Raw genomic sequence first — 23,992 nt, 5'->3', positions numbered from 1 at the left:
TGACCGGGTCGGCAGTCGCCGTCGAGAAGGTCAGATCCCGGCCGCCCGCGCCGCCGTGTACACCTCGGCGGCCACGTCCTTGAGCTCCTGGGCATCCCGCGTCGAGGCCTGGATGTCGAGGAAGAACTCGTCGAGGCCGATGTCCGTGTGGGCCTTGAGGTCCGTCACGATCTGCTCGACGTTGCCCTGGAACGGGGCGCGGTCGGCGCCGTCGTATGCCTTCGCCGTGTACTGCACGTTGTTCACCCGTACGGCCGTCTCGATCGGCCTCGTACGGCCGCGCTCGGCCGTCAGGTCCTGCACCTGCCGCCACTGCGCGGCGAGTTGCTCGGCTCCCATGGCGATCGGCATCCAGCCGTCGGCGCGGTCGACGAGCCGGGTCAGTGCCTTCTTGCTGTTGGCGGGCAGCAGGATCGGGATCGTCCGGGCGGGCTTGGGCCCGACCACGGACGACGCGATCTTGGTGAGGCGGCCGTCGTACACCACCGGGTCCGGTCCCCAAACCGCCTCGCACACGTCGAGAACCTCGTCCAGGACCTTGCCGCGCTCCTCGAACGGCGCGACGCCCGCGGCCGCGTACTCGTCCAGCGACCAGCCCGTGCCGAAGCCGGCCACCACCCGGCCGCCACTCGCCGCGTCCAGCGTCCCGAGCGTCTTGGCCAGCTGGAACGGGCCGTGCAACGGGGCGACCAGGACACCCGTGCCGAGCCGGACCCGCTCGGTGGCCGTGACCGCCAGCGTCAGTGTGACCAGGGGGTCGGGGACATTGCGGTAGTGCTCGGGCCAGGGCAGGCCCGGGACACCGTACAGCCCCTGCGTCGCGGGCTCCGGGAACAGGGCGCGCTCGTACACCCACAAGCTCTCGTAGCCGATCTGCTCGGCGGTGCGCGCCACGTCGGGTACGTCCCGCCCGATGTTGTACTGCCCCGCCTGAGGAAGACTGAGGCCCAACCTAGTGGCCATGAGTACGCTCCTTTGCGTCGGTTCGCGTCGGGCTGTTCAACAGTCAACCTAACGCGCCCGTACCCCGATTCGACGCTGCACGAGCCCGTGTGGCCGGATCAATCCGGCAGCGGAGTGAGCAGCATCCGGCCCGCGAGGCCGACCGCCGCATCCAGGCGGCGGACGAACTCGTCGGCGAGGTCGGGCAGTGCGCGCAGGGCCCAGAGCGCGCGGGCCGCCGACCATGCTCCGTCCCGGGCCCGCTCCAGGCTCCACGCGCCGAGCAGATGGGTCAGCGGGTCGGCGATCTGGAGGAGGTCGGGGCCCGGCATCAGGTCTTCGCGGATGCGCTCCTCCAGCGTGAGGAGGACCTCGCCCACGCGGTCGAACTCGTCCTCCAGTTCGGCCGGTTCGCAGTCGAGCGTACGACAGGCGTCCACCACCGCGAGCGCCAAGTCGTGCCCGATGTGCGCATTGATGCCCGCGAGCGCGAACTGCAGCGGGCGTACGCCGGGATGACGCCGGAACTGGAACAGCGGTCGCCAGCAGGCGGGCGGACGCCGGTCGGCCGCGACCGCCTCGACGGCCGCCAGGTAACGCTCCGCGAACCGCTCGTCCAGGGTGATCGCGGCAGGTGCGTCGGAGAAGTGCCCCGCGTCCAGGCGCCGGTCGACCTCCTCGGTGACGGCTAGGTAGACACGGTTGAAGACCGCGACGCCGTCCCGCTCGGGCCAGGCCGCATCGAGCGCGCGCATCCGGCGCACCACCGTGTCGACCGCGTGCACGGGAAGCGTGTTTTCCACAAAGCGTTCCAACCGCACCATGGGGGCAGGGTCCCAGGCCTAGGCTGTTCGAAGGGCCGCCGGGCCGAGCGCTTCCCCAGAACGGGGGAACACGTGGGACCCGGAGGAGGGGGGAGCACCACGTGTCAGGCCAACGTGCCCAGCGCCTGGCTGCCCGGAGGGCCGAGCGCAGGCGCGCCTCCCGGCGTGGCGCCATGGTGGCGGTGGCGTCCGCCGTCGTCGTGGTCGGCACCGTGACGGGCATGATGTCCGCGCTCGACGACGGGCGCGGCACCGACGAGGCGCGCCCCGACGTGACCAGTTCACCGTTCCTTGAGCCGCTGCCCGCCGTGCCCACCCCTTCGCCCTCGAAGACGTCCGCCTCGCCGTCGCCGTCGCCCTCCCCGTCCAAGGCCAAACCGAGTCCCAAGCCCTCGAAGAGCGAGACCACGACGAAGCCGAAGACCCAGCCCGCGTCCGTACAGCTGTACCGCCACCCCGAGTCCAACGTTCTCGAGTGGGTCCGTGCCAACCGCGACGACCCGCGCCGCCCGCTCATCGAGTCCCGGATAGCGGACCGTCCGGCCGCGGTGTGGTTCGCGGACTACACCCCGTCGAACATCACCTCCCGCGTCAGGGCGATCACTTCGGCCGGCTCGGCGAACGGCAGGGTCCCGATCGTCGTGCCGTACGCGATATCGAACCGGGACTGCGGCGGCCCCTCGCAGGGCGGTGCGCCGGACCTCGGCGCGTACGACGGGTGGATCGACAAGTTCGCGGCCGGCCTCGGCTCCGGCGAGGTCATCGTGGTCCTGGAGCCCGACGCGATCGCCCAGTCCGACTGCCTCTCCGAGGGCGACCGGGGCGCCCGCTTCGCCTCGCTGGCCCGCGCGGGCCGCGTCCTCAAGGCGGCGAACCCGAAGGCGCGGGTCTACTTCGACGCGGGCCACTCCGACTGGAACACCCCGGAGAAACAGGCCGGGCTGCTGCGCCAGGCCGGTGCCGCGTCCGCCGCCTCCTCGGACGGCGTCTTCAGCAACGTCTCGAACTTCAACCGGACGGGCGACGAGATCACCTACGTCCGCCGGACCCTCGATGCCCTCGGCGGCCCCGCGAGTCTGGGCGCCGTGATCGACACCAGCCGGAACGGCAACGGCGCCCCGCCCGACGGCGAGTGGTGCGACCCCGCGGGCCGGAAGCTCGGGCAGGCGCCGACGCTGACCACCGGAGAGGCGCGGATCGACGCCTACCTCTGGGTGAAGCTGCCCGGCGAGTCCGACGGCTGCAAGGCCGCTCCGGGGACGTTCACGCCCGACTACGCCTACGACTTGGCACGCTGACCGGCCGCGGCCGCGGCTGCGGATGTGGCTCGGGTTTCGGCCGCGGCTTCGGCTGCGGAGCCGTACGAGGAAGCGCCCTCGTCGAGCGGCGGTTCCTGGGGCCGTTCGAGCAGAGGCTCCCAGGGCGGAGCCGCTGGAGCGGGCGGTTCAGGGCCTGGGATCCGGGACCGTCGCGTCCGGGGCGCTGACCTTTCCGCCGCTCTGGCGGCCGCTGGCCCGCAGCACGCCCGCGAACGCGGTGAGGCCGAAGGCCAGCACCGTCACCAGGACGAAGGACGTCACCAGGCTCGTCGCGTCCGCCACCGTGCCGATCAGGGACGGTGCGATGAGGCCGGAGGTGTACGTGATGGTGGCGACGCCCGCGATGGCCTGCGAGGGGTTGGGTCCGCTGCGACCGGCCGCCGCGAAGCAGAGGGGGACGACGACGGCTATGCCCAGGCCCAGCAGCGCGAAGCCCGTCATCGCCACCGCCGCGTTTCCCGACACCACGACGAGCAGTCCGCCCAGGGTCGCGAAGAGCCCGCCGACGCGCACGGTGCGGACCGGGCCGAAGCGGTCCACCACCGCGTCGCCCGCGATCCGGGCGATCGCCATGGTGAGCGTGAAGCCCGTCGTGGACGCGGCCGCGACCCCGGCGGAACTGTCGAGAACGTCGCGCAGATAGACCGCCGACCAGTCCAGGCTCGCCCCCTCCGCGAATACGGCGCAGAAGCCGATCGCGCCGATGAGCAGCGCCGATCTGGGCGGCAGCGCGAAACGCGGAGGCGGCTCGTCGTCCTCGGTGGGACGCAGATCCAGTACGCCCTGACAGGCGGCCACACCGATCAGCGTGAGCGCCACGGCCGCGAGCGCGTGGTGCAGACGGGCGTCCGAGCCCAGATGGGCGGCGAGCGTGCCCGCCGCCGAGCCGATCAGGGCGCCCGCGCTCCACATACCGTGCAGCCCGGACATGATCGACTTGTCCATCCGGTTCTCGACCTCGACGCCCAGCGCGTTCATCGCCACGTCGGACATGCCCGCCGTCGCGCCGTAGACGAAGAGGGCCACGCACAGGGTGAGCAGGTTCGGCGCGAGAGCGGGGAGGACGAGGGCGAGCGTCCACAGCGAGAGCAGGCCGCGCAGGGCCGCGCGGGCGCCGAAGCGGTGGCTGACACTGCCCGCGAGCGGCATCGCCAGAGAGGCGCCGATCGCCGGGAACGCGAGCGCCAGGCCGAGCTGACCCGCGCTCACCGACGCGTGGTCCTGGATCCACGGGACACGGGTCGCGAACGAACCGGTCACGGCGCCGTGCACGGCGAAGACCGTCGCCACGGCGTACCGGGCGCGCTTCAGCTCACGCTTGTCGTAGACCACTGCGCTCATACTGCCCGGCCCCTCCCCGTGCCTCTACCGTCCTGCCGCCGTAAACTATCAGGAAGCCTGCCTGATAGATAGGCGTTTATCGGGCCCCGCCGCCATGGCGCCCCTGATCTGGAAGGATCCCGGCATGCCCGCATCACCGAGCACCGCCCGGGCCATCAACGACCGGCTCGCCCTGCGACTGCTGCAGCAGCAAGGTCCTCTGACGGCAGGGCAGTTGAAGCAGCTCACCGGCCTGTCCCGGCCCTCGGTCGCCGACCTCGTGGAACGCCTCACCGAGGCCGGGCTGATAGGCGTGGTGGGCGAGTCCGGAGAGCAGCGGCGCGGCCCGAACGCCCGTGTGTACGGGATCGTCGCCGATCGGGCGCATCTGGCCGCGCTGGACGTCCGTACCGAGGGTGTGGCCGTCGTCGTGTCCGACCTGCTGGGTTCGGTGCTGGCCGAGGCGTCGGTGCCGATCGGGGACGAGACGGACACCGGGCCGGCCGTGGAGCAGGCGGTCGCGCTGGTCGAACGTACGGCCAAGGAGGCGGGCGCAGAGCGGCTGCACACCATCGGCATCGGGGCTCCGGGCCTGATCGACCCGGCCACCGGCGAACTCCGCAACTCCTCCGGCCTGCCGGAATGGCACCGCCGCCTCGCCGCCGCCCTTCAGGAGCGGCTGCCGGCGCGTGTCCTCGTCGAGAACGAGACCAACCTCGCGGCGCTGGCCGAGCAGCGTGACGGCGCGGCCCGCGACCGCGACACGTTCGTGCTGATGTGGTTCGGTCACGGCATCGGCGCCGCCGTGGTCCTCGACGGTGTGCTGCGCCGGGGCGCCTCCGGCGGCACGGGCGAGATCGGTTTCCTGCCGGTGCCGGGCACGGACGGCCTGCCGTCCGCGACGGGCTGCGACGGCGGTTTCCACTCCCTCGCGGGCGCCGCCGCGATCACCGAACTGGCAGCACGGCACGGGGTCGTGGCGCCCGCCGAACCCCATGAACCGCATGCGGCGGCGCTGGTCCGGGAGGCGGTGGCACGGCTCGCGGTCGACGCCGGGGAGCCCTTGGCCTCCGGCTTCCTCGACGCGCTCGCCGATCGCGTCGCCATCGGTGCCGCGTCCGTGATCGCCGTCCTGGACCCGGGATGCGTGGTTCTCGCCGGCGAGATCGGCCGGGCGGGCGGCGAGGCGCTGGCCGCCAGGGTGCGGGAGCGGCTCGGCCGGATGTCGCCGCTGCCCGTCGAGGTGCGGGCCGGCGCCCTGGGCGGCGGCGCCGTGCTCCGCGGGGCGCTGCTGATGGCGCGGGACGGGGCTCAGGACGAGCTGTTCGCGCCCCCGGCCCGATGAGACGGCCGGTTCGACCGGAGGTTTCGACCGGAAGTGAAGACCCGGCGGCGGGGCAAGGGCCTCCGTCACCGCCGCCGGGTCGCTCTTGGGGCGGGCCGGTGAACGCGGACCCCGCAGAGGAGTCGGTGAACGCAGACCCTAAAGAGGACTAGACCACAGCGTCAATAGGTATGGACCAATAGTGAGGTTCCATAGTAAGGCGCTGTGCCCGCGCGGAAGTTGGTCCGACACGAGTGTCCCGTGAAGTCCATCCGCACACCTTGTGAGCCACCCCACAGCATTCGCCCGCATGGGCGTCGATCAGGCGTGGCACACTGAGTCTGTACCAGAAGCAGCGCACTCCGGGGTCGGTGAAAGTCCGAACCGGCGGTTACAGTCCGCGACCCGGTCGCTTCCAGCGGCCGGTTGACCAGGTGAAATTCCTGGACCGACGGTTAAAGTCCGGATGGGAGGCAGTGCGCGGCGGGCGGGCATTCGTGCGCGTCGCCGTCTGTTTCGACGTGTCCCACGGGACAGGTCTCACACGGCGTCGCCCCCGGTGTTCCGACCCGTTCATATCTGTCGTCATCGACAGGCCCCGGAGTCCGTGCCCGAAGAGGGAGGACCCGGGAAGTGTTCACCGGAATCGTCGAAGAGCTGGGCGAAATCACCGCCGTCGAGAACCTCGGCGACGCCTCACGTTTCCGGCTTCGTGGGCCCGTGGTCACCGAAGGCGCACGCCACGGAGACTCCATCGCCGTCAACGGCGTCTGTCTGACGGTCGTCGACCACGAAGGCGACGAGTTCACCGCCGACGTGATGGCGGAGACCCTGAACCGCTCCAGCCTCGGCGTCCTCGCCGTCGGCTCCCGCGTCAACCTCGAACGCCCCATGGCCGTCGGCGAGCGCCTCGGCGGGCACATCGTGCAGGGCCACGTGGACGGCACGGGCGAGGTCATCGAGCGCAAGCCGTCCGAGAACTGGGAGATCGTGAAGATCTCGCTCCCCGCGGACCTCGCGCGCTATGTCGTCGAAAAGGGCTCCATCACCGTCGACGGCATCAGCCTGACCGTCGTCGAGGCGGGCCCCGACTACTTCACCGTCAGCCTCATCCCGACGACCCTCGACCTGACCACGCTCGGCCTCAAGCAGCCCGGCGACCCGGTCAACCTCGAGGTCGACGTGATCGCCAAGTATGTCGAGCGGCTGCTCGGCACCCAGGGGGCGGCGCGGTGAACTGGCTCAACTCCGAGGCGTTCGTCCTCTTCGGCCAGCACATCATCTGGTCGGACATGGTCGGCAACATCTTCGGACTGGCCGCTCTCGCCCTCGGCTGGCGGCGCTCCATATGGACCTGGCCCGTGCAGTTCCTCTCCGGCCTCATCCTCTTCGCCGCCTTCTTCGGCCACCTGACCGGCAGCGCCGGCAAGCAGGTCGTCGTGATCGTCGTCGCGTCGTACGGCTGGTGGCAGTGGAACCGCGGCAGGAACCAGTCCAAGGACGGCCAGATCACCCCACGCTTCGCCACCTGGCGCGAGCGCGCGGCGATGGTCGGCGCCGCCGCCGTCGGCACGATCGCGGTGGCCCTGCTCTTCAAGGCGTACCCGACCCTGTCATGGGACCCCTGGCCGGATGCCTACATCTTCGTCGGCACCATCGTCGCCATGTACGCCCAGGCACACGGCATGGTCGAGTTCTGGTTCGCCTGGCTGCTGGTCGACCTGGTGGGCGTGCCGCTCAACTTCGCCAACGGCTTCGCCTTCTCCGGCTTCGTCTACATCATCTACGGCGCGCTCGTCCTGTGGGGCATGCGCGACTGGTGGCTGCGCTCCCGCAAGGCCGGGCAGCCCGTCCTGGAAGGAGCGCCGGCATGACCACAGCGCCGGTTTGGTACAGCACGGGGCACGATCAAGACGCTTCGGACTTCGCCCTCGACCCGGTCGAGCAGGCCATCGCGGACATCGCCGCGGGCCGCCCGGTCGTGGTCGTCGACGACGAGGACCGCGAGAACGAGGGCGATCTCGTCATCGCCGCCGAGAAGGCGACCCCGGAGGTCGTCGCCTTCATGATGAGCGAGTGCCGCGGCCTGATCTGCGCGCCCATGGAGGGCGACGAGCTCGACCGCCTCCAGCTCCCGCAGATGGTCGAGAACAACACCGAGTCGATGCGCACGGCCTTCACGGTCTCCGTCGACGCGGGCCCCGCGTACGGCGTGACCACCGGCATCTCCGCCGCCGACCGCGCCACCACGCTCCAACTCCTCGCCGGGGGAGAGGCCGAGGCCACCGACTTCGTGCGCCCCGGCCACATCTTCCCGCTGCGCGCCAAGCCCGGCGGCGTCCTGGTCCGCAACGGCCACACCGAGGCCGCCGTCGACCTCGCCCGGCTCGCGGGCCTGCGCCCGGCCGGAGCCATCGTCGAGATCGCGGGGGAGGACGGGCGGATGCTCCGGCTCCCCGAGCTGATCCCGTTCGCCCGCAAGCACGGCCTGACGATCATCTCCATCGAGGACCTGATCGCCTACCGCCGCACCGCCGAGCCCACGGTCCGCCGCGAGGCCGAGACCCATCTGCCCACCGCCTTCGGCGAGTTCACGGCGTTCGGCTACCGCTCCACCGTCGACGGCGTCGAACACGTCGCCCTGGCCCACGGCGAGATCGGCGACGGCGAGGACGTTCTCGTGCGCATCCACTCCGAATGCCTCACCGGCGACGTCTTCCACTCCCTGCGCTGCGACTGCGGTCCCCAGCTCGAGGCCTCCCTGCAGCGCATCCAGGCCGAGGGCCGCGGCATCGTCGTCTACCTGCGCGGCCACGAGGGACGCGGCATCGGGCTCCTGTCCAAACTGCGCGCGTACGAACTCCAGGAGCGCGGCCGCGACACCCTCGACGCCAACCTCGAGCTGGGGCTGCCCGCCGACGCCCGCGACTACGCGGCCGGCGCGCAGATCCTGGAGGACCTCGGCGTCGGCAGCGTGCGGCTGATGACCAACAACCCCGACAAGACCGACGCGCTCGTCCGCCACGGCCTCAAGGTCACCGACCGCGAGCCGATGCCCGTACAGGCGGGCGAGCACAACCTCCGGTACCTGCGCACCAAGCGGGACCGGATGGGGCACGACCTGCCCTGGCTGGACACGACCACCGTGTCCGCCTGCGGCAACCAGTAACGGAAAGCACGAGGAGACACGTGAGCGGCAAGGGTGCACCCGAACTGTCCGTACGCAACTGCAGCGACCTGAGGGTCGCCGTCATCGCGGCACAGTGGCACGAGAAGGTGATGGACGGACTCGTCGACGGCGCGCTGCGCGCCCTGCACGAGCTGGGAATCGACGAGCCGACCCTCCTTCGGGTCCCCGGCAGCTTCGAGCTGCCCGTCGTCGCGAAGGTCCTCGCGGGCCGCGGCTACGACGCGATCGTCGCGCTCGGCGTCGTCATCCGCGGCGGCACCCCACACTTCGAATACGTGTGCCAGGGCGTCACCCAGGGCCTCACTCAGGTCTCGATCGACACCGGCGTCCCCGTCGGCTTCGGCGTGCTGACCTGCGACACCGAGGAACAGGCCCTGGACCGTGCGGGCATCGAGGGCTCGAACGAGGACAAGGGACACGAGGCGGTGACGGCGGCCGTGGCGACCGCGGCCACCCTCCGCTCAGTATCTGAACCGTGGCGTCAGGCGGGCTGACACAACGCGTAAAGTGGGCGCCACCATGTCCAAGAAGACGTTCGAGGAGCTCTTCACCGAGCTCCAGCAGAAGGCCGCCAACGGCGACCCCACCACTTCCCGCACCGCAGAGCTGGTCGGCAAGGGGGTCCATGCCATCGGCAAGAAGGTCGTCGAAGAGGCCGCCGAGGTCTGGATGGCCGCCGAGTACGAGGGCAAGGAAGCGGCCGCCGAGGAGATCTCGCAGCTGCTGTACCACGTCCAGGTGATGATGGTCGCCCGCGGCATCTCCCTGGACGACGTGTACGCCCACCTCTGAGCACCAGCAACCCGCACCCGTAAGCACGAACGAAGGAAGCCGACCTCATGCTGCGCATCGCCGTCCCCAACAAGGGTTCCCTGTCAGGCCCTGCGGCGGAGATGCTGCATGAGGCCGGCTACCAGCAGCGCCGGGAGTCCAAGGAGCTCAGGATCGTCGACCCGGAGAACGAGGTCGAGTTCTTCTACCTCCGCCCCCGCGACATCGCGATCTACGTCTCCTCCGGCAAGCTCGACATCGGCATCACCGGCCGCGACCTGCTCATCGACTCGGGCGCCAACGCGGAGGAGATCCTCCCGCTCGGCTTCGCCCGCTCCACCTTCCGCTTCGCGACCAAGCCCGGCACGGCCAAGGCCGTCGAGGACCTGGTCGGCATGACCGTCGCCACCTCGTACGAGGGCATCGTCGACAAGCACCTCGCCGACCAGGGCGTCGACGCGTCCGTCGTCCACCTTGACGGCGCCGTCGAGACGGCCATCGAACTCGGCGTCGCCGAGGTCATCGCGGACGTCGTCGAGACCGGCACCTCGCTGCGCAACGCGGGGCTCGAGGTCTTCGGCGACCCGATCATGAAGTCCGAGGCCGTCGTCATCCGCCGCACCGGCGCGGACGCCGAGGAACCCAAGGTCCAGCAGTTCCTGCGCCGCCTCCAGGGCGTCCTCGTCGCGCGGACGTACGTGATGATGGACTACGACTGCCGCGTCGAGCAGCTGGAGAAGGCCGTCGCCCTCACGCCGGGCCTGGAGTCGCCGACCGTCTCGCCGCTGCACAACGAGGGCTGGGTCGCCGTGCGCGCCATGGTCCCGGCCAAGGAGGCCCAGCGGATCATGGACGACCTGTACGACCTGGGCGCGCGGGCCATCCTGACCACGGCCATCCACGCCTGCCGCCTCTGAGGACCGCTCGCCATGTCCGATGCACCAGAGCTGCCCGCCCTGCCCGTCACTTTCCGGCCGGGCCGTACCCGTGCCGTCCTGCTGACCGCCGGTGTCACGATCTTCGTGGTGATCACGACGGTCGCGATGCTGCTCGAAACACTCAGCCCGGCGGAGCGCCTCAGTTTCGTCTTCACCGGGGCGCTGCTGACTGGGGTGCTCGTGCTGCTCTCGCGGCCGAAAGTCGTCGCCGACGAATCCGGCGTCACGGTCGTGAACATCGCCGGTCGGCGGAAGCTCGCCTGGGAGGAGATCCTGCAGGTCAACCTGCGCCCGGGCGACCCGTGGGTGTTCCTCAACCTCAGCGACGGCACCAGCCTGCCCGCGCTCGGCATCCAGCCGGGCATCGCCAAGCAGCGCGCGATCAGCGACGCCCGTACGCTGCGCGCACTCGCCGAAGCCCGCTCCATCCGGGAGCCCGGCGGGCGGCACGACGAACATCACGGCTGACTCTGGGCGGCTACCCTGCCGTACGGGCCCATGTCTTGATTAATCTGTTGGCGGAGGCGTTTTCGTTGCGCCTCCGCCGCTGACTCTCCACCCGGAATTCAGTGGCCCCTGCTATTCGAGGAGTGACTCCCTCCAGCGATGGACGGATCGTCCTGTAGTACCTGCGCCGCCCCCTCCCGACATATCGAGGCGGCGGCATGACCATCCCCCTGCTGCTCCTCGGGGCGGCGTTCTTGTTGATTCTCGCCAACGGCTTCTTCGTGGCGGCCGAGTTCGGCCTCGTCACGGTGGAGCGCCCCGACGCCGAGAAGGCCGCCGCCGAGGGCGACCGACGAGCCCGTACGGTCGTCAACTCGCTCAAGGAGCTGTCCTTCCAGCTCTCCGGCACCCAGCTCGGCATCACCATCACCTCGCTCGTCGTCGGCATGCTCGCCGAACCGGCGCTCGCCGAGCTGCTGGGCGGCCCCTTCACCGCGGTCGGTATCCCCGAAGGCGCCGTCCCCGGTGTCGCCGTGGTCGTCGGCATGCTGCTGGCCTCGGCCGTGCAGATGGTGATCGGCGAACTCGTGCCCAAGAACTGGGCGGTGTCCAGGCCCATGCAGGTCGCGCGGTTCGTCGCGGGCCCGCAGCACGCCTTCTCGACTCTCTTCCGGCCGGTGATCGCCGGTCTGAACGCGGTCGCCAACCGGCTCGTCCGCACTCTCGGCGTCGAGCCCACCGCGGAACTGGCCTCCGCCCGCACCCCCGGCGAACTCGTTTCCCTCGCCCGGCACTCGGCCCAGGCCGGCGCCCTGGAGCAGGACACCGCCGACCTGTTCGTCCGTACGCTCTCGCTGGCCGACCTCACCGCACAGCACGTCATGACCCCGCGCGTGAAGGTCAGCGCCCTCCAGTCCTCCGCGACCGCCGAGGACGTCGTCAACCTCACCCGTGCCACCGGCCTCTCCCGCTTCCCCGTCTACCGGGAGCGGATCGACGAGATCGTCGGCATGGTCCACCTCAAGGACGCCCTCGCGGTGCCCTCGCACGACCGGCTGCGCACCCCCGTCACCAGGATCGCCCAGGCCCCGCTGCTCGTCCCGGAGACGCTGCCCGTGCAGCCCCTCCTGGAGCGGCTGCGCAACGAACAGCCCATCGCCGTCGTCGTCGACGAGTACGGCGGCACGGCCGGTGTCGTCACCCTGGAGGACATCGTCGAGGAACTCGTCGGCGAGGTCCGCGACGAGCACGACGGCCACGACGTGCCCGAACTCGCCGCCGCCCCGCCCGAGGACGGCCGGCCCGCCTGGGACGCCGACGGCAGCTGCCGCGTCGACATCCTGCAGCGCATAGGCCTGGAGGTCCCCGAGGGTCCGTACGAGACGGTCGCGGGCCTCGTCGCCGATCTGCTCGGCCGTATCCCCGCCGCCGGTGACAGGGCCGAGCTCCCGGGCTGGCGGCTGTCGGTGCGCCAGGTCGGGCACTACCGGGCCGAGCGGGTCCGTCTCGTCAGGACCGCCGACGCCGCAGCCGCGGTGGAGGCCGTCCGATGAGCGTGCTCCAACTTCTCTTCGCGGCCCTGCTCGTGCTCGCCAACGGATTCTTCGTCGGCGCCGAGTTCGCGCTGGTCTCCGTACGCCGCAGCCAGATCGAACCGCTCGGCACGACACGGGCCCGGCAGGTCATGTACGGCCTGGAGAACCTGCCGCAGATGATGGCCGCCGCGCAGTTCGGCATCACCGTCTGCTCACTGACGCTCGGCGCGGTCGCCGAGCCCACCGTGGCGCATCTCCTGGAGCCGGTCTTCCACGCCGTGCACCTTCCCGAGGGCGTGATTCACCCGCTCGGGTACGTCATAGCGCTCGCCGCGGTCGTCTTCCTCCACCTCGTCGTCGGAGAGATGCTGCCGAAGAACCTGGCGATGGCGGCCCCTGAGAAGACCGCGCTGTGGCTCAGCCCCGGCCTGGTCGCCTTCGCCCGGCTGTGCAAGCCGGTCACCGTGGGCCTCGGTGCCTGCGCCCGCGTCATCCTGAGGCTCTTCCGTGTCGAGCCCAAGGACGAGGTCGAGGCCGTCTTCACCAGCGAGCAGCTCAACCGGCTCGTCGAGGACGCCGGCCAGGCGGGCTTCCTCGACCCCGAGGAGCAGGAGCGCCTGGAAGACGCCCTGGAGCTGGGCTCCCGCCCGGTCACGGACGTGCTCCTGGACCGGGAGTCCCTGGTGACCGTCGGCCCCTCGGTCACTCCGGGCCAGGTCGTCGCACTCACTGCCCGCACCGGGTACTCGCGCTTCCCGGTGGCCGCCGAGAACGGCGCCTTCATGGGCTATCTGCACGTGAAGGACGTACTCGACCTGGAGGAGTCCGAGCGGGCCGTGCCGCAGCAGGTCTGGCGCCCCATGACGACCCTGAGGTCCGAACTCCCGCTGGACGACGCCCTGACCGTGATGCGCCGTGCCGCGACACACCTCGCGCAGGTGGCCGACGCGTCGGGGAAGGTGCTCGGGCTCGTCGCCATGGAGGACGTGCTGGAGCTGCTGGTCGGCGAGGTACGCGATCCGGCGCACCGGGAGGCTTCGACGGTGCGGGTCAGCGAGCCGCGCAAGGAGTCGCCGGATCCGGCCCTGGGCCCGGAGGCGACGGAACAGGCACTGGCGAGCTGATGCAGAAGCCCCGCGCCCCTTCTTTTGGGGGGCGCGGGGCTGTGACATTTGCGGCTCCGCCGCGGGGCGCGACAAGCCACGACGAACCCGCACCCGCGAGACGTCAACAAGGGACCGAGCTCGTGGGCGCAGCTCACAACCCCGAAGGATCCTGCGGCCCCCGCCCCGACAAAACCTCTCCATACGCCTGCATAAGATCCGGCAGCCGCAGTGTGGAAAGGTCATCCCGGCTCAGCGCACCCGCATAGCCCGACAGCCGCAGATCGCGATAGGCGCAGCTCTTCTCGTACAGCGTGCGCAAAAACCGGCCGTTGCCGAGCTCATCGATCCAGCCCTGGTCGACAACGTGCCCGCTGATGGACCGCAGCTCGTCGAGGGCCTCCTCGTCCCACACGTCACCGTTCTCCGCGGCCAGCACCTCGCCGATCGAGGTGAGTTCGAGGGGACGGTACGAGGGGAAGTCGACGCGGGTGGTGAAGCGGGACGACAGGCCGGGGTTGGCGGCGAGGAGACGGTCCATGCCCTCCGGGTAGCCCGCGAGGATCACCACCAGATGGTCGCGGTTGTCCTCGGCGCGCTTGAGCAGGACCTGCAGCGCCTCGTCGCCGTAGGCGTCGCCCTTTCCGTAACCGGAGTTGGAGAGCGAGTACGCCTCGTCGACGAAGAGGACGCCGCCGATCGCGGAGTCGATCAGTTCGTTGGCCTTCACTGCGGTCTGACCGAGGTATTCACCCACCAGGTCGGCACGTTGCGCCTCGACGAGATGGTCGCCGCCGAGCAGGCCGAGCGCGTAGAAGACCCGGCCCAGGATGCGGGCCACGGTGGTCTTGCCGGTGCCGGAGGGGCCGGAGAACACGAAGTGCCGCTTCGGCGGCTGGACCGGGAGGCCCTGCCCGGCGCGCAGCCGTGCCATGTTCAACTGCGCGGACAGCGCCTTCACCTGGCGCTTCACCGGCTCCAGACCGACCATGCGCTCCAGCTCGGCGAGCGCCTCCTCCAACAGGGCGGGGTCGGTGGGCCCGGTCGGCAGATGCGGCGGCCGCACCGGCACGATGGCCTTCTCCCGGACCCGGTCGCTCTCGGACGGCAGCGCGCCCGGCGGCGGCAGCTCGGGCTCCGACAGCTTGAGGTCACGGCCCTCTCCGCCGAACAGCGGATCGACGCCGTCCGGGCCGTCCAGCATGTCCTGCCCGACACCGGTGAGCGTGATCGCCGCGAGGTCGGCCGTGTCGTCGTACCCGTCGCCCTCGGCGATCGCGGCGAGCCGTGCCGAGGTGTCCATGAACGCCGGGTCGACCCGGTGCACCGCCCGGTACAGGGGGAGCGCCGCCGCGGAGCGGCCCGTGCCCTCGTGCGCCCGCGCCAGCCAGTACCGCAGCTCCTTGCGCTGCGGCTGCTCGCTGCGGCAGCGCATCAGCGCGGACGACAGAAGCGGCTCGGCCTGCCCGTACATCTCCAGCCGTACCCGCGCCATGCCGCCGAACAGGCCGGCCTCGATGCCCAGCATCGGATCGTCGATCAGCGGATCCGTGTGCCGGACCAGCTGCTCCCAGTCCTTGACGAGATAGGCGCGGCAGGCGTGCAGGAACCGCACCTGTGGATCGGTGTCCACGGGCGGCAGGCTCGCGAGCGCCCGGTCCAGCTCCGGGACATGGCGTCCGTCGAGCCAGTGCGAGGCGTGCGCGAGCAGCAGATCACGCGGCGACTCCAGGACCGGCTGCACCCACCAGCCCAGCCAGTACCAGGAGTTGAGCGTGCGCCGGTGGCGGGCGCGCTGTTCCCCGAAGCGTTCCCGGTGCCGGAACATCCGCAGCAGCGCGGTCGTCGTGTCGATGCGCAGCGCGTGCAGCCCGAGCCAGCCGTCGGCCATCCCCGGGTCCATCCGGACCGCGGCGCGGAACTCCTCCTCCGCCTGCGGATAGGCCCCCATCGTGTAGGCGTCCACACCTCGCAGCCAGGCGAGGTCGGCCGGGGCCTCGGGGCCCTGCGTGCCGAAGTCCATCACGTCCCCCACAAACCGTGCCCCCGTTGATCGCCGGGCGGGCCGGTGCCCGTCGGCAGTCTTCGTCGAACCGCTGTGCCGCGGACGGGAGTTGCGTTCGGTGCGGAGAGCAGCCGTCCGAAGGTCGCACCGAGAGGCATCGTACCTGCGGGGGAGCACCGGGCCGAAGGGTGCCGCACGACGGGTTCTTCGAGGTGGGAGCAGATGGGGTGCACCGCGCATGGTGACCGAGGGTGAGCGAATCACGCCTCGGAGCGTCCGGAAAATGGTTGAGGGCAGAACGAAGCCCCCGATCACGGGGGAACAACCGGGGGCTTCGCGTCTGCAGGGCGGCCTCGAAAGGCCGCACATTGAGAACGTAAGTCCTGTACGGCCCCCCGGTCAAGCCGAGTTGGAGCACTCGGGGAACTTCCCCGACAGGGGTCTTCACAAGTTCAGCACACAGGCGCTGGACCGTCACGGTCCGTGACGGTGAGTTCCGTTGCTGAGGTCTCAGCAGGTCCCGGCAGTACCTCATATCCCTCTGAAAACTGCCGTACCAGAAGATCGGCGAACGGCTTTGAGGGGTCCTCGGCGAAGTGCCGGCGTTCAGCGTGGACCCACCCTTCCCAGAACTCGCTCTGGGCCGAACCGTCCCGCTGCCGCCCGCGCGCCCACGCGTCCTCGTGCGCCAGCTCCATCCACAGCAGCCGCGCCAGATGCGGCCGCAGTGCGCGGCGTCCCGCGCCGACCCCTTCGAGGACGATCGCGGGCGTGGGCGGCAGGGCGCGGGCCGGCCCGAAGTCGCGTGCGTGCCAGTCGTACGGCCGGTAGTGCGCGCTCTCGCCGCGGCTCAGCGGCTCGACGACCTCCTGGAGCAGTCGCCCGGTCCACGCGAAGAGCTCCTCGTGGGTGGCGATGTCGTCCAGGTGCAGTACGGGGGCGCCGCCCAGCGCCTCGGCCAGCCGCGCCGCGAAGGTGGTCTTCCCGGAGCCCGCGTGCCCGTCGACGCCGACGAGCCGGACCGGTCCGCAGGAGGGCGGCAGTCGGTGCAGCTGGGAGGCGAGGGCGTGGAGGTGAATGGGGGATCCCTGGGTGCGGTGCGGCGCGTACGTATTCCGGAGGAACACTCTACCGATTTCCATATCGGGCGGATGGTGCCTAAAGCGGGTGAATGGATGGAAGGTGCCGCGGCCGTGAGGGGCGGCCGGGGCGCATCCGCGTCGAAGCCCTTGGGCCGCCCGTCGCTCCAGAGGTCCTGACCAATATTGGTCGGCGCCGCGACGCGCGAAGTGCTGGCAGAAGCCGTGATCGGGAACCATAGTTGGCGCACACGCGCATCGGACCAGCCCGTTCCGGACACCTGGGGGTCACCCACCCATGACCAGATCTGAACAGCCGTCCCGCAGAAGCCTCCTGGCCGCGGCGGTGACCGCGGCCGCGGCGGGCGCCGTGAGTCCGGCGGCCGCCGCCGACTCGTCGGCCCGCCCCCTGAACGCCCGGACCGCCGCCCCGTCGAAAGCTCCCTCCGGCCTCGTGGACAACCGTGCCTGGCTCTCGTACACCGACTGGTGCGGCGGCACCGCGGAAGGCACCCGGGCCGTGCCGGGTGCGCGCCCGGGCCTGGTGATCGCGACCCCCGAGGGGCGTACCGACTACCGGGACCCGCACACCGGCACGACCGCAACCTGGGAGTACGCGCGCTGGACCTCGCCCGTGCACCGCCTCGCCGTCCCGTCGGCCGAGGTCATCGCCTCCTGGAACGCGCGGACCCCGGCGGGCACCTGGCTCCAGGTCGAGCTGACGGGCACGTACTCCGACGGCACGGACACGCCCTGGTACGTGATGGGCCGCTGGGCAGCCGGCGATCAGGACATCCGGCGGACCTCGGTGGACGACCAGAGCGACGGCAGGAGCAGCATCTGGACGGACACTTTCTCCATCGACGACGCCGCCTCGGGCCTGCGCCTGGTGTCGTACCGGCTGCGGCTGACCCTGTACCGCAGGCCCGGCACCAAGAGCACGCCGACCGTGTGGCGGCTCGGCGCGATGGGCTCCGACATCCCGGACCGCTTCACCGTCCCGGCCTCGACGCCCGGTCTCGCGCGGGAGCTGACGGTGCCGCGCTACTCGCAGGAGATCCACGTCGGCCAGTACCCCGAGTACGACAACGGCGGCGAGGCCTGGTGCAGCCCCACCTCCTCCCAGATGATCATCGAGTACTGGGGGCGGAAGCCCACGGCCGAGGCTCTGGCGTGGGTCAACCCGGCGTACGCGGATCCGCAGGTGTGCCATGCCGCCCGGTTCACCTACGACTACCAGTACGCCGGCTGCGGCAACTGGCCCTTCAACGCCGCGTACGCCGCGACGTACAAGGACCTCCAGGGCGTGGTCACGCGGCTCGGTTCGCTCACCGACCTGGAGACGCTGATCGCCGCCGGCATCCCGGCCATAACGTCCCAGTCGTTCCTCAAGACCGAGCTGACGGGCGCGGGGTACGGCACCGCGGGGCATCTGATGACGGTCATCGGCTTCACCGCCGCCGGCGACGTGATCGCCAATGACCCGGCCTCGCCCGACAACAACGCGGTACGGCGCGTCTACCAGCGGCGCGAGTGGGAGAACATCTGGCTCCGTACCAAGAGGTACAACGCCTCCGGGAAGGTCGTCTCCGGCACCGGCGGGGTCTGCTACCTCTACTTCCCGGCCCATCCCACAGCCGACCAGCGGAAGGCGCTGGCAGAGGTGGGCATTCGCTGAGCACGGCTGCTGTGGCGTGTGCCACAGCAGCCCTCTGCGCGTGACCAAGCTCTCTCCCGCAAAAGCCCGATCCGGTGGCAAGGTGGACAGCTCGACGGGGGGATTCCACCGCAGGACGAACGTGAGCGAGCTGCCATGACCACGACCTCAGCCACCGCCGGACGCGTCCGGGCCCGCACGGGCGGCCCCAAGGACGACGGGCCGAAGATCCTCGAACACGTCGTGGGCTGGACGTTCGTGGTCGTGCTCGCGATGTTCGTGACGCAGCTCGGCCTGGTCTGACGCTGGTCGTCGAAGAGAGTCGAACAGGCTGGTCGCGCGGCTCTGCCATACTGCGGATGTCCCGCCCGCAGTTGGAGACCAGGTCCGGAATTGAGTAACAGCCACCAGCGCGGTGTCGACCGCCCCGGGGCGCGCGGTACCGACCGTTCCTTAGCGCGCCGTGCCGAACTCATCGCCATCGGGCGGAAGTTATTCGCCGACACGTCGTACGACGCCCTGTCGATGGACGACATCGCGAAGCAGGCGCATGTCGCCAAGGGATTGATCTACTACTACTTCAAGTCCAAGCGCGGCTACTACCTGGCGATCGTCCAGGACTCGGTGGCCGATCTGATCTCCCGGGCGGCCGGCGGTCTCGAACTGCCCCCCGAGGAGCGGGTGCACCGCACCATCGACGGCTATCTGTGCTACGCCGAGCACAACCAGGCCGCGTACCGCACGATCATCAGCGGCGGCGTCGGCTTCGACGCCGAGGTGCACGCCATCCGGGAGAGCGTGCGGGAGGCCATCATCGAGACCATCGCCGAAGGGGCGTACGGGCGACGGAAGATCGCCCCGCTGCCCCGGACGGCGCTGCTCGGCTGGCTGTGCAGCGTCGAGGGGGCCACGCTCGACTGGATCGACCACTACGGCCTCCCGCGCGACCTCATGCGCGAGCTGCTGGTGAAGATGCTCGGCGGCACGATGCGCGCCATCGAGGAGCTTGACGCCTCCTACCCGGCTCCACGGGCCGCCCGCCGGGACGCATGAGCGAGGGACGGGAGTCCGCGCCGACCGACCCCCGCCCCAAGTGCCCTACGAGGCAAGCTAGTTGATCGCCTTGATCAGCTCACCGTTGGACGTGTCACCGCTCAGCTCCCAGAAGAACGTGCCGCCCAGGCCCTGCGCGTTCTTGTAGCTCATCTTCCCGGCGATGGTCGACGGGGTGTCGTAACTCCACCAGTTGTTCCCGCACTTGCCGTACGCCGTGCCGCCGACCGTGCCGGTCGCCGGACACTTCGTCTTGAGCACCTTGTAGTCGTCGATGCCCTGCTCGTACGTGCCCGCCGCAGGACCGGTGGCCGTGCCGCCGGGCGCCGCCTGGGTGACACCGGTCCAGCCGCGCCCGTAGAAGCCGATACCGAGCAGCAGCTTCGAGGCCGGGATGCCCATGCCCTTGAGCTTGGCGATCGTCGCGGAGGAGTGGAAACCCGCCTTCGGAATCCCGGTGTAGGAGTTCAGCGGCGAGTGCGGAGCCGTGGGACCGGTCGCGTCCCAGGCGCCGAAGAAGTCGTACGTCATCGGGTTGTACCAGTTGACGTACTGGGCGGCCCCCGCGTAGTCCGCCGCGTCGAGCTTGCCGCCCGCGGAGGCGTCGGCCGGGATCGCCGAGGTGACCAGCGCGGAGCCGCCGAACTTCGCGCGCACCGCCGACATCAGGTTCTTGTACGCCGCCCTCCCGCTGGTGTCACAGGTGGCGCCGCACGCGTTCGGGTACTCCCAGTCGATGTCGATCCCGTCGAAGACGTCCGCCCACTTCGAGTTCTCCACCAGGTCGTAGCAGGACTGGGCGAAGGCCGCCGGGTTCCTGGCGGCCTCGGTGAAGCCCGCCGACCAGGTCCAACCGCCGAAGGACCAGAGGATCTTGAGGTTCGGGTGGAGCTTCTTGAGCTCGCGCAGCTGGTTGAAGTTACCGCGCAGCGGCTGGTCCCAGGTGTCGGCGACCCCGTCCACCGACTCGGCCGCGGTGTGCGTCCGCTCGGTCGCCGCGTAGGCGTCGCCCATCGCGCACTTGCCGCCGGTGACGTTGCCGAAGGCGTAGTTGATGTGCGTCAGTTTCGCCGCCGAACCGGACGTCTGGATGTTCTTGACCAGGTACTTGCGGTCGTACGTGCCCCATTCGGTGAAGTAGCCGACGACCTTGGAGCCGGCCGCCTTGGGGGTGGCGGCCGGTTCGGCCCTGTCGGCCGCGCCGGCGGAGCCCGCGCCGGCGAGCAGGCCCGCACCGAGAACGGCACAGCACGCGGCGGAGAGGAGCATCCGGATGGGGGTGCGAGGGCGGTGCGGTCTGAGCATCGTGTCTCCTCGTGGGGGAGGGGAGCGTGGGGGAAGTGGTGCCTGGACCTGCCGGCGCCGTTTGGCATGAACGCGTTGAGGCGCTGAGCGCACAGTAGGAGGACTAGACCAGTGCGTCAATGGTTCGGACCAATTTCGACGCACCTCGGATGTGTCGTAATAAACGGTCGTTAACTGGTGACGGACTGCCTCCGATCGGGCATACTCACAGCGCCACAGCCGCTGGTCAGCCCGTTCCGAAACCCGGAAGGGCAGCATCGGTCGGGGCCCGGAAAGACCCGGCGGAGCCACCTCACCCCGGTGTGACCGTCGTAGTGCCCGACAGGGAGGAGAGTGTCGCCATGCCCGACCGCGCCACGCAGCCGGTGGATCGTCAGCTGCCCACGGACGAGGCCCGGGATCTGATCTCGCTCGTCCGCGACATCGCGCAGCGCGAGATCGCCCCGAAGGCGGCCGAGGAGGAGGACGCCGGGCACTTCCCGCGCGAGGTCTTCACGCTGCTCTCGGAATCGGGGCTGCTCGGCCTTCCGTACGACTCCGAGTACGGCGGCGGAGACCAGCCGTACGAGGTCTACCTCCAGGTCCTCGAAGAGCTGGCCGCGGCCCGCCTCACCGTCGGCCTCGGCGTCAGCGTGCACTCGCTCGCCTGTCACGCCCTCGCGAACTACGGAACCAAGGAACAGCAGGTCGAGCACCTGCCGGACATGCTCGGCGGCGGCCTCCTGGGCGCCTACTGTCTCTCCGAACCGTCGTCCGGTTCCGATGCCGCGTCGCTGCGCACGAAGGCCGTGCGGGACGATGACGACTGGGTGATCACCGGCACCAAGGCCTGGATCACGCACGGCGGAGTGGCCGACTTCTACACCGTGCTCGCGCGCACCGGCGGCGAGGGGGCGCGGGGCATCACGGCGTTCCTGGTGCCCGGCGACGCCGAGGGACTGAGCGCGGCGGCGCCCGAGAAGAAGATGGGCATGAAGGGCTCGCCCACCGCCCAGGTCCACTTCGACGGGGTGCGGATCTCCGACGACCGGCGCATCGGCGATGAGGGCCAGGGCTTCGCGATCGCCCTGTCCGCGCTCGACTCCGGGCGGCTCGGCATCGCGGCCTGCGCGACCGGCGTGGCCCAGGCGGCTCTCGACGAGGCGGTCTCGTACGCCACAGGGCGCGAGCAGTTCGGCCGGCGGATCGCCGACTTCCAGGGTCTGCGCTTCATGCTCGCGGACATGGCGACCCAGATCGAGGCGGGCCGGGCGCTCTACCTCGCCGCGGCCCGGCTGCGTGACGCGGGACGGCCGTTCGCCAAGCAGGCAGCCATGGCGAAGCTGCACTGCACCGACACCGCGATGAAGGTCACCACGGACGCCGTCCAGGTGCTCGGCGGGTACGGCTACACCGCGGACTTCGCCGTCGAGCGGTTCATGCGCGAGGCCAAGGTGCTGCAGATCGTCGAGGGCACCAATCAGATCCAGCGGATGGTCATCGCCCGTCACCTCGCGGGTCCCGAGTCGCGCTGAGCTGCCCGTACCCGTAGATGGCCGAGGGTGCCGTGAGCCGGGCCCACTCCGGGTCGTGTCGGCCCGGCAGGGCCCGGCCGCGGTCGGCCCAGGTGCGGATCAGAGCGCGGTAGATGGGGGGATCCAGAGGCTGTTGGGGTCCATGAAACCCCGGCGTCGGCTGTGCCCTCTGCGTCGTTTGAGTCGCTTGAGTCGCCTGCGCCCGCTGTGTCACTTGCGTCCTCTGTGCCTCCTGTGGCCCCTGCGAAACCGATTCTGCGGGCGCGGGAAGGAGGATCCGGCGGCGACGGCTTGTCTCTGCATACGTGGAGGTCATACCGGGGCCAACGGGTCCACTGGCGGACAGGTCACCGGCTCGCGCATTCGCCCGTCAGTTCGCGACGGGCCCGTACGAGGGGCATCCCCGGCCCGAGGGCTGTCCGGCGGTTCGCGCCGGACAACCCCTGGCCCCGGCAGGTCTTCTGACGTACCGTCAACTCCGCCGCCGGGGGCCGCACCCCTCCGGGTGACGTCACCTGCCGCGCGCACCGGGAGGCAGCAGATGCCCGACGACCGCCCCGTAGCACTCGACGAGTACCCCGTGCACCAGGTCCCCCTCTCGATGAAGCATGTGGCGACAGGGGACCGGAACGCCTACGACCGGTGCATCTTCCATGTCTTCGACCACCAGGGCCGGGCGCTGCTCATCCTGGGACTCGGGGTGTACCCGAACGTCGGGGTGATCGACGCGTACGCCACCCTCCGTCTCGGCGACACCCTGCACGCCGTACGGGCCTCCGACGCGCTGGACGACGACACCCGGATGAAGATGGCCGTCGGCCCCCTCCGGATTCTCGTCGAGCGACCGCTGAAGGACTTCGTCCTGAGCTGTGCGGCCGACCCCGACGACCCGGACGGACTGTCGTACGAGATCAACTGGTCGGCGGACTTTCCCGCGTTGTGGGAGCCGCATCACCTCCAACGCCGGGGCGCCCGCCTCACGTTGGAGGGCCGGCGCTTCGTCCAGGCGGGCCGCTGCGACGGCTGGATCCGGGTCGCGGGGGAGGAGATACGGCTGTCCGCCGACGGCTGGACCGGCACCCGCGACCGCAGCTGGGGCACGCGCCCCCTACCCGGCGAGGAGGGCGGCCGCCTCGCCGAGGAGCACCGGACCGAGGGCTTCCACTGGCTCTGGTGCCCCGTCCGCTTCGAGGACCGCTTCCTGATGGTCATCACCCAGGAGGACGCCGACGGCTACCGGACCCTCAACGACGCGACGCTCGTACGCGACGGAGAGCGCGACCGCCAACTCGGCTGGCCCCAGGCCGAGATCACGTACCGGAGCGGCACCCGCCACCCGGAACGCGCGGTCGTCCACCTCGGCGACTTCCTCAAACCGTCGGAACTCGGCGTCGAGATCCTCGCCTCCTCCCCGCTCGCCGTCGGTGCCGGATACCCGCCCGCCGACGACTGGCAGCACGGCACCTGGCGAGGACGCGGCTGGACCGACCGCCGTACGTACGACCTGTCCGACCCGGCCGCTCACCCGCTCGCCGCGTACGGAGTGACCGACCACGCGGCCCGCTTCACGCTCGACGGACAGACCGGGCACGGGATCTTCGAGCACGGCTCGTTCGGGCGGCACGACCCGAGCGGGTTCACCGGCTTCGACTCGGTCGCGCCTTGA

The 23,992-nt window shown here is 70.6% G+C and carries 22 protein-coding genes and 1 riboswitch; of the genes, 16 read left to right on the top strand and 6 right to left on the bottom strand.

Annotation, left to right across the window (positions count from 1 at the left end; genetic code table 11):
• Positions 1-30 precede the first annotated feature (30 nt).
• On the bottom strand, positions 31-963 hold the full coding sequence (locus tag GAS53_RS30785; RefSeq protein WP_151481006.1) for an LLM class F420-dependent oxidoreductase: 933 nt from the start codon (positions 961-963) through the stop codon (positions 31-33).
• 98 nt (positions 964-1,061) lie between these two features.
• Positions 1,062-1,766: a DUF5995 family protein gene (locus GAS53_RS30780; protein ID WP_151481005.1), complete on the bottom strand. Its 705-nt coding sequence runs from the start codon at positions 1,764-1,766 to the stop codon at positions 1,062-1,064.
• 173 nt (positions 1,767-1,939) lie between these two features.
• Between GAS53_RS30780 and GAS53_RS30775 the strand changes: the two genes are divergently transcribed.
• Positions 1,940-3,064 (top strand): glycoside hydrolase family 6 protein, encoded by a 1,125-nt coding sequence (locus GAS53_RS30775; protein ID WP_151481042.1) that lies wholly within the window; start codon positions 1,940-1,942, stop codon positions 3,062-3,064.
• A gap of 147 nt (positions 3,065-3,211) precedes the next feature.
• Here the strand turns inward: GAS53_RS30775 and GAS53_RS30770 are convergent, their stop codons facing one another.
• Positions 3,212-4,426, bottom strand: coding sequence for an MFS transporter (locus GAS53_RS30770; RefSeq protein WP_151481004.1), 1,215 nt, complete (start codon positions 4,424-4,426; stop codon positions 3,212-3,214).
• Positions 4,427-4,550: 124 nt separating this feature from the next.
• On the opposite strand from GAS53_RS30770, the gene GAS53_RS30765 reads away from it, so the two are divergent.
• The 10 genes from GAS53_RS30765 (at position 4,551) to GAS53_RS30720 (ending at position 13,734) form a co-directional block, all read left to right on the top strand.
• A complete protein-coding gene (locus tag GAS53_RS30765; protein WP_151481003.1) occupies positions 4,551-5,750 on the top strand; it encodes an ROK family transcriptional regulator in 1,200 nt (399 codons plus the stop codon).
• Positions 5,751-6,082: 332 nt separating this feature from the next.
• Positions 6,083-6,213, top strand: a riboswitch (FMN riboswitch).
• Positions 6,214-6,362: 149 nt separating this feature from the next.
• Complete coding sequence (locus GAS53_RS30760) at positions 6,363-6,965, top strand: riboflavin synthase (RefSeq protein ID WP_151481002.1); 603 nt, start codon at positions 6,363-6,365, stop codon at positions 6,963-6,965.
• Positions 6,962-7,603 carry a nicotinamide mononucleotide transporter family protein gene (locus tag GAS53_RS30755; protein ID WP_151481001.1) on the top strand — a complete coding sequence of 214 codons (642 nt, stop codon included), beginning with the start codon at positions 6,962-6,964 and terminating at the stop codon, positions 7,601-7,603. Before GAS53_RS30760 ends, GAS53_RS30755 begins: the two co-directional genes overlap by 4 nt.
• Complete coding sequence (locus tag GAS53_RS30750) at positions 7,600-8,898, top strand: bifunctional 3,4-dihydroxy-2-butanone-4-phosphate synthase/GTP cyclohydrolase II (protein WP_151481000.1); 1,299 nt, start codon at positions 7,600-7,602, stop codon at positions 8,896-8,898. Before GAS53_RS30755 ends, GAS53_RS30750 begins: the two co-directional genes overlap by 4 nt.
• A gap of 20 nt (positions 8,899-8,918) precedes the next feature.
• The gene (gene ribH / locus GAS53_RS30745) at positions 8,919-9,413 is read left to right on the top strand and encodes a 6,7-dimethyl-8-ribityllumazine synthase (protein ID WP_151480999.1); all 495 of its coding nucleotides are present in this window, start codon (positions 8,919-8,921) and stop codon (positions 9,411-9,413) included.
• Between the two features lie 25 nt (positions 9,414-9,438).
• The gene (locus tag GAS53_RS30740; RefSeq protein ID WP_151480998.1) at positions 9,439-9,711 is read left to right on the top strand and encodes a phosphoribosyl-ATP diphosphatase; all 273 of its coding nucleotides are present in this window, start codon (positions 9,439-9,441) and stop codon (positions 9,709-9,711) included.
• Positions 9,712-9,758: 47 nt separating this feature from the next.
• Positions 9,759-10,607: an ATP phosphoribosyltransferase gene (hisG, locus tag GAS53_RS30735; protein WP_151480997.1), complete on the top strand. Its 849-nt coding sequence runs from the start codon at positions 9,759-9,761 to the stop codon at positions 10,605-10,607.
• A gap of 12 nt (positions 10,608-10,619) precedes the next feature.
• The gene (locus tag GAS53_RS30730; RefSeq protein WP_151480996.1) at positions 10,620-11,096 is read left to right on the top strand and encodes a PH domain-containing protein; all 477 of its coding nucleotides are present in this window, start codon (positions 10,620-10,622) and stop codon (positions 11,094-11,096) included.
• A 197-nt stretch (positions 11,097-11,293) separates the two neighbouring features.
• A complete protein-coding gene (locus GAS53_RS30725; RefSeq protein ID WP_151480995.1) occupies positions 11,294-12,628 on the top strand; it encodes a hemolysin family protein in 1,335 nt (444 codons plus the stop codon).
• Entirely contained in the window at positions 12,625-13,734 is a 1,110-nt protein-coding gene (locus GAS53_RS30720) for a hemolysin family protein (protein WP_151480994.1), read from the top strand. Before GAS53_RS30725 ends, GAS53_RS30720 begins: the two co-directional genes overlap by 4 nt.
• A gap of 133 nt (positions 13,735-13,867) precedes the next feature.
• Here the strand turns inward: GAS53_RS30720 and GAS53_RS30715 are convergent, their stop codons facing one another.
• Both GAS53_RS30715 and GAS53_RS30710 read right to left on the bottom strand, forming a co-directional pair.
• The gene (locus GAS53_RS30715) at positions 13,868-15,736 is read right to left on the bottom strand and encodes an AAA family ATPase (protein WP_151480993.1); all 1,869 of its coding nucleotides are present in this window, start codon (positions 15,734-15,736) and stop codon (positions 13,868-13,870) included.
• A gap of 434 nt (positions 15,737-16,170) precedes the next feature.
• Entirely contained in the window at positions 16,171-16,845 is a 675-nt protein-coding gene (locus GAS53_RS30710; RefSeq protein ID WP_404829309.1) for a uridine kinase family protein, read from the bottom strand.
• A 250-nt stretch (positions 16,846-17,095) separates the two neighbouring features.
• Here GAS53_RS30710 and GAS53_RS30705 point away from each other — a divergent pair, with 250 nt between their 5' ends.
• The 3 genes from GAS53_RS30705 to GAS53_RS30695 all read left to right on the top strand — a co-directional run bounded on the left by GAS53_RS30705 (position 17,096) and on the right by GAS53_RS30695 (position 19,507).
• Positions 17,096-18,475, top strand: a complete 1,380-nt coding sequence (locus tag GAS53_RS30705) for a peptidase C39 family protein (RefSeq protein ID WP_151480992.1) — start codon at positions 17,096-17,098, stop codon at positions 18,473-18,475.
• Between the two features lie 135 nt (positions 18,476-18,610).
• Positions 18,611-18,757, top strand: a complete 147-nt coding sequence (locus GAS53_RS30700; protein WP_151480991.1) for an SCO1431 family membrane protein — start codon at positions 18,611-18,613, stop codon at positions 18,755-18,757.
• Positions 18,758-18,847: 90 nt separating this feature from the next.
• On the top strand, positions 18,848-19,507 hold the full coding sequence (locus GAS53_RS30695; protein ID WP_151480990.1) for a TetR/AcrR family transcriptional regulator: 660 nt from the start codon (positions 18,848-18,850) through the stop codon (positions 19,505-19,507).
• Positions 19,508-19,564: 57 nt separating this feature from the next.
• On the opposite strand, the gene GAS53_RS30690 is transcribed toward GAS53_RS30695, so the two are convergent.
• The gene (locus GAS53_RS30690) at positions 19,565-20,812 is read right to left on the bottom strand and encodes a glycoside hydrolase family 18 protein (protein ID WP_151480989.1); all 1,248 of its coding nucleotides are present in this window, start codon (positions 20,810-20,812) and stop codon (positions 19,565-19,567) included.
• Positions 20,813-21,153: 341 nt separating this feature from the next.
• Between GAS53_RS30690 and GAS53_RS30685 the strand changes: the two genes are divergently transcribed.
• On the top strand, positions 21,154-22,326 hold the full coding sequence (locus tag GAS53_RS30685; RefSeq protein ID WP_151480988.1) for an acyl-CoA dehydrogenase family protein: 1,173 nt from the start codon (positions 21,154-21,156) through the stop codon (positions 22,324-22,326).
• Positions 22,327-22,867: 541 nt separating this feature from the next.
• Positions 22,868-23,992, top strand: coding sequence for a hypothetical protein (locus GAS53_RS30675; protein ID WP_151480986.1), 1,125 nt, complete (start codon positions 22,868-22,870; stop codon positions 23,990-23,992).

It is taken from the genome of Streptomyces albicerus, assembly GCF_008905045.1.
Taxonomy (GTDB): domain Bacteria; phylum Actinomycetota; class Actinomycetes; order Streptomycetales; family Streptomycetaceae; genus Streptomyces; species Streptomyces albicerus.
Note: the sequence above shows the minus strand (reverse complement) of the source record. Positions and strands in the feature narration are given on the sequence as shown.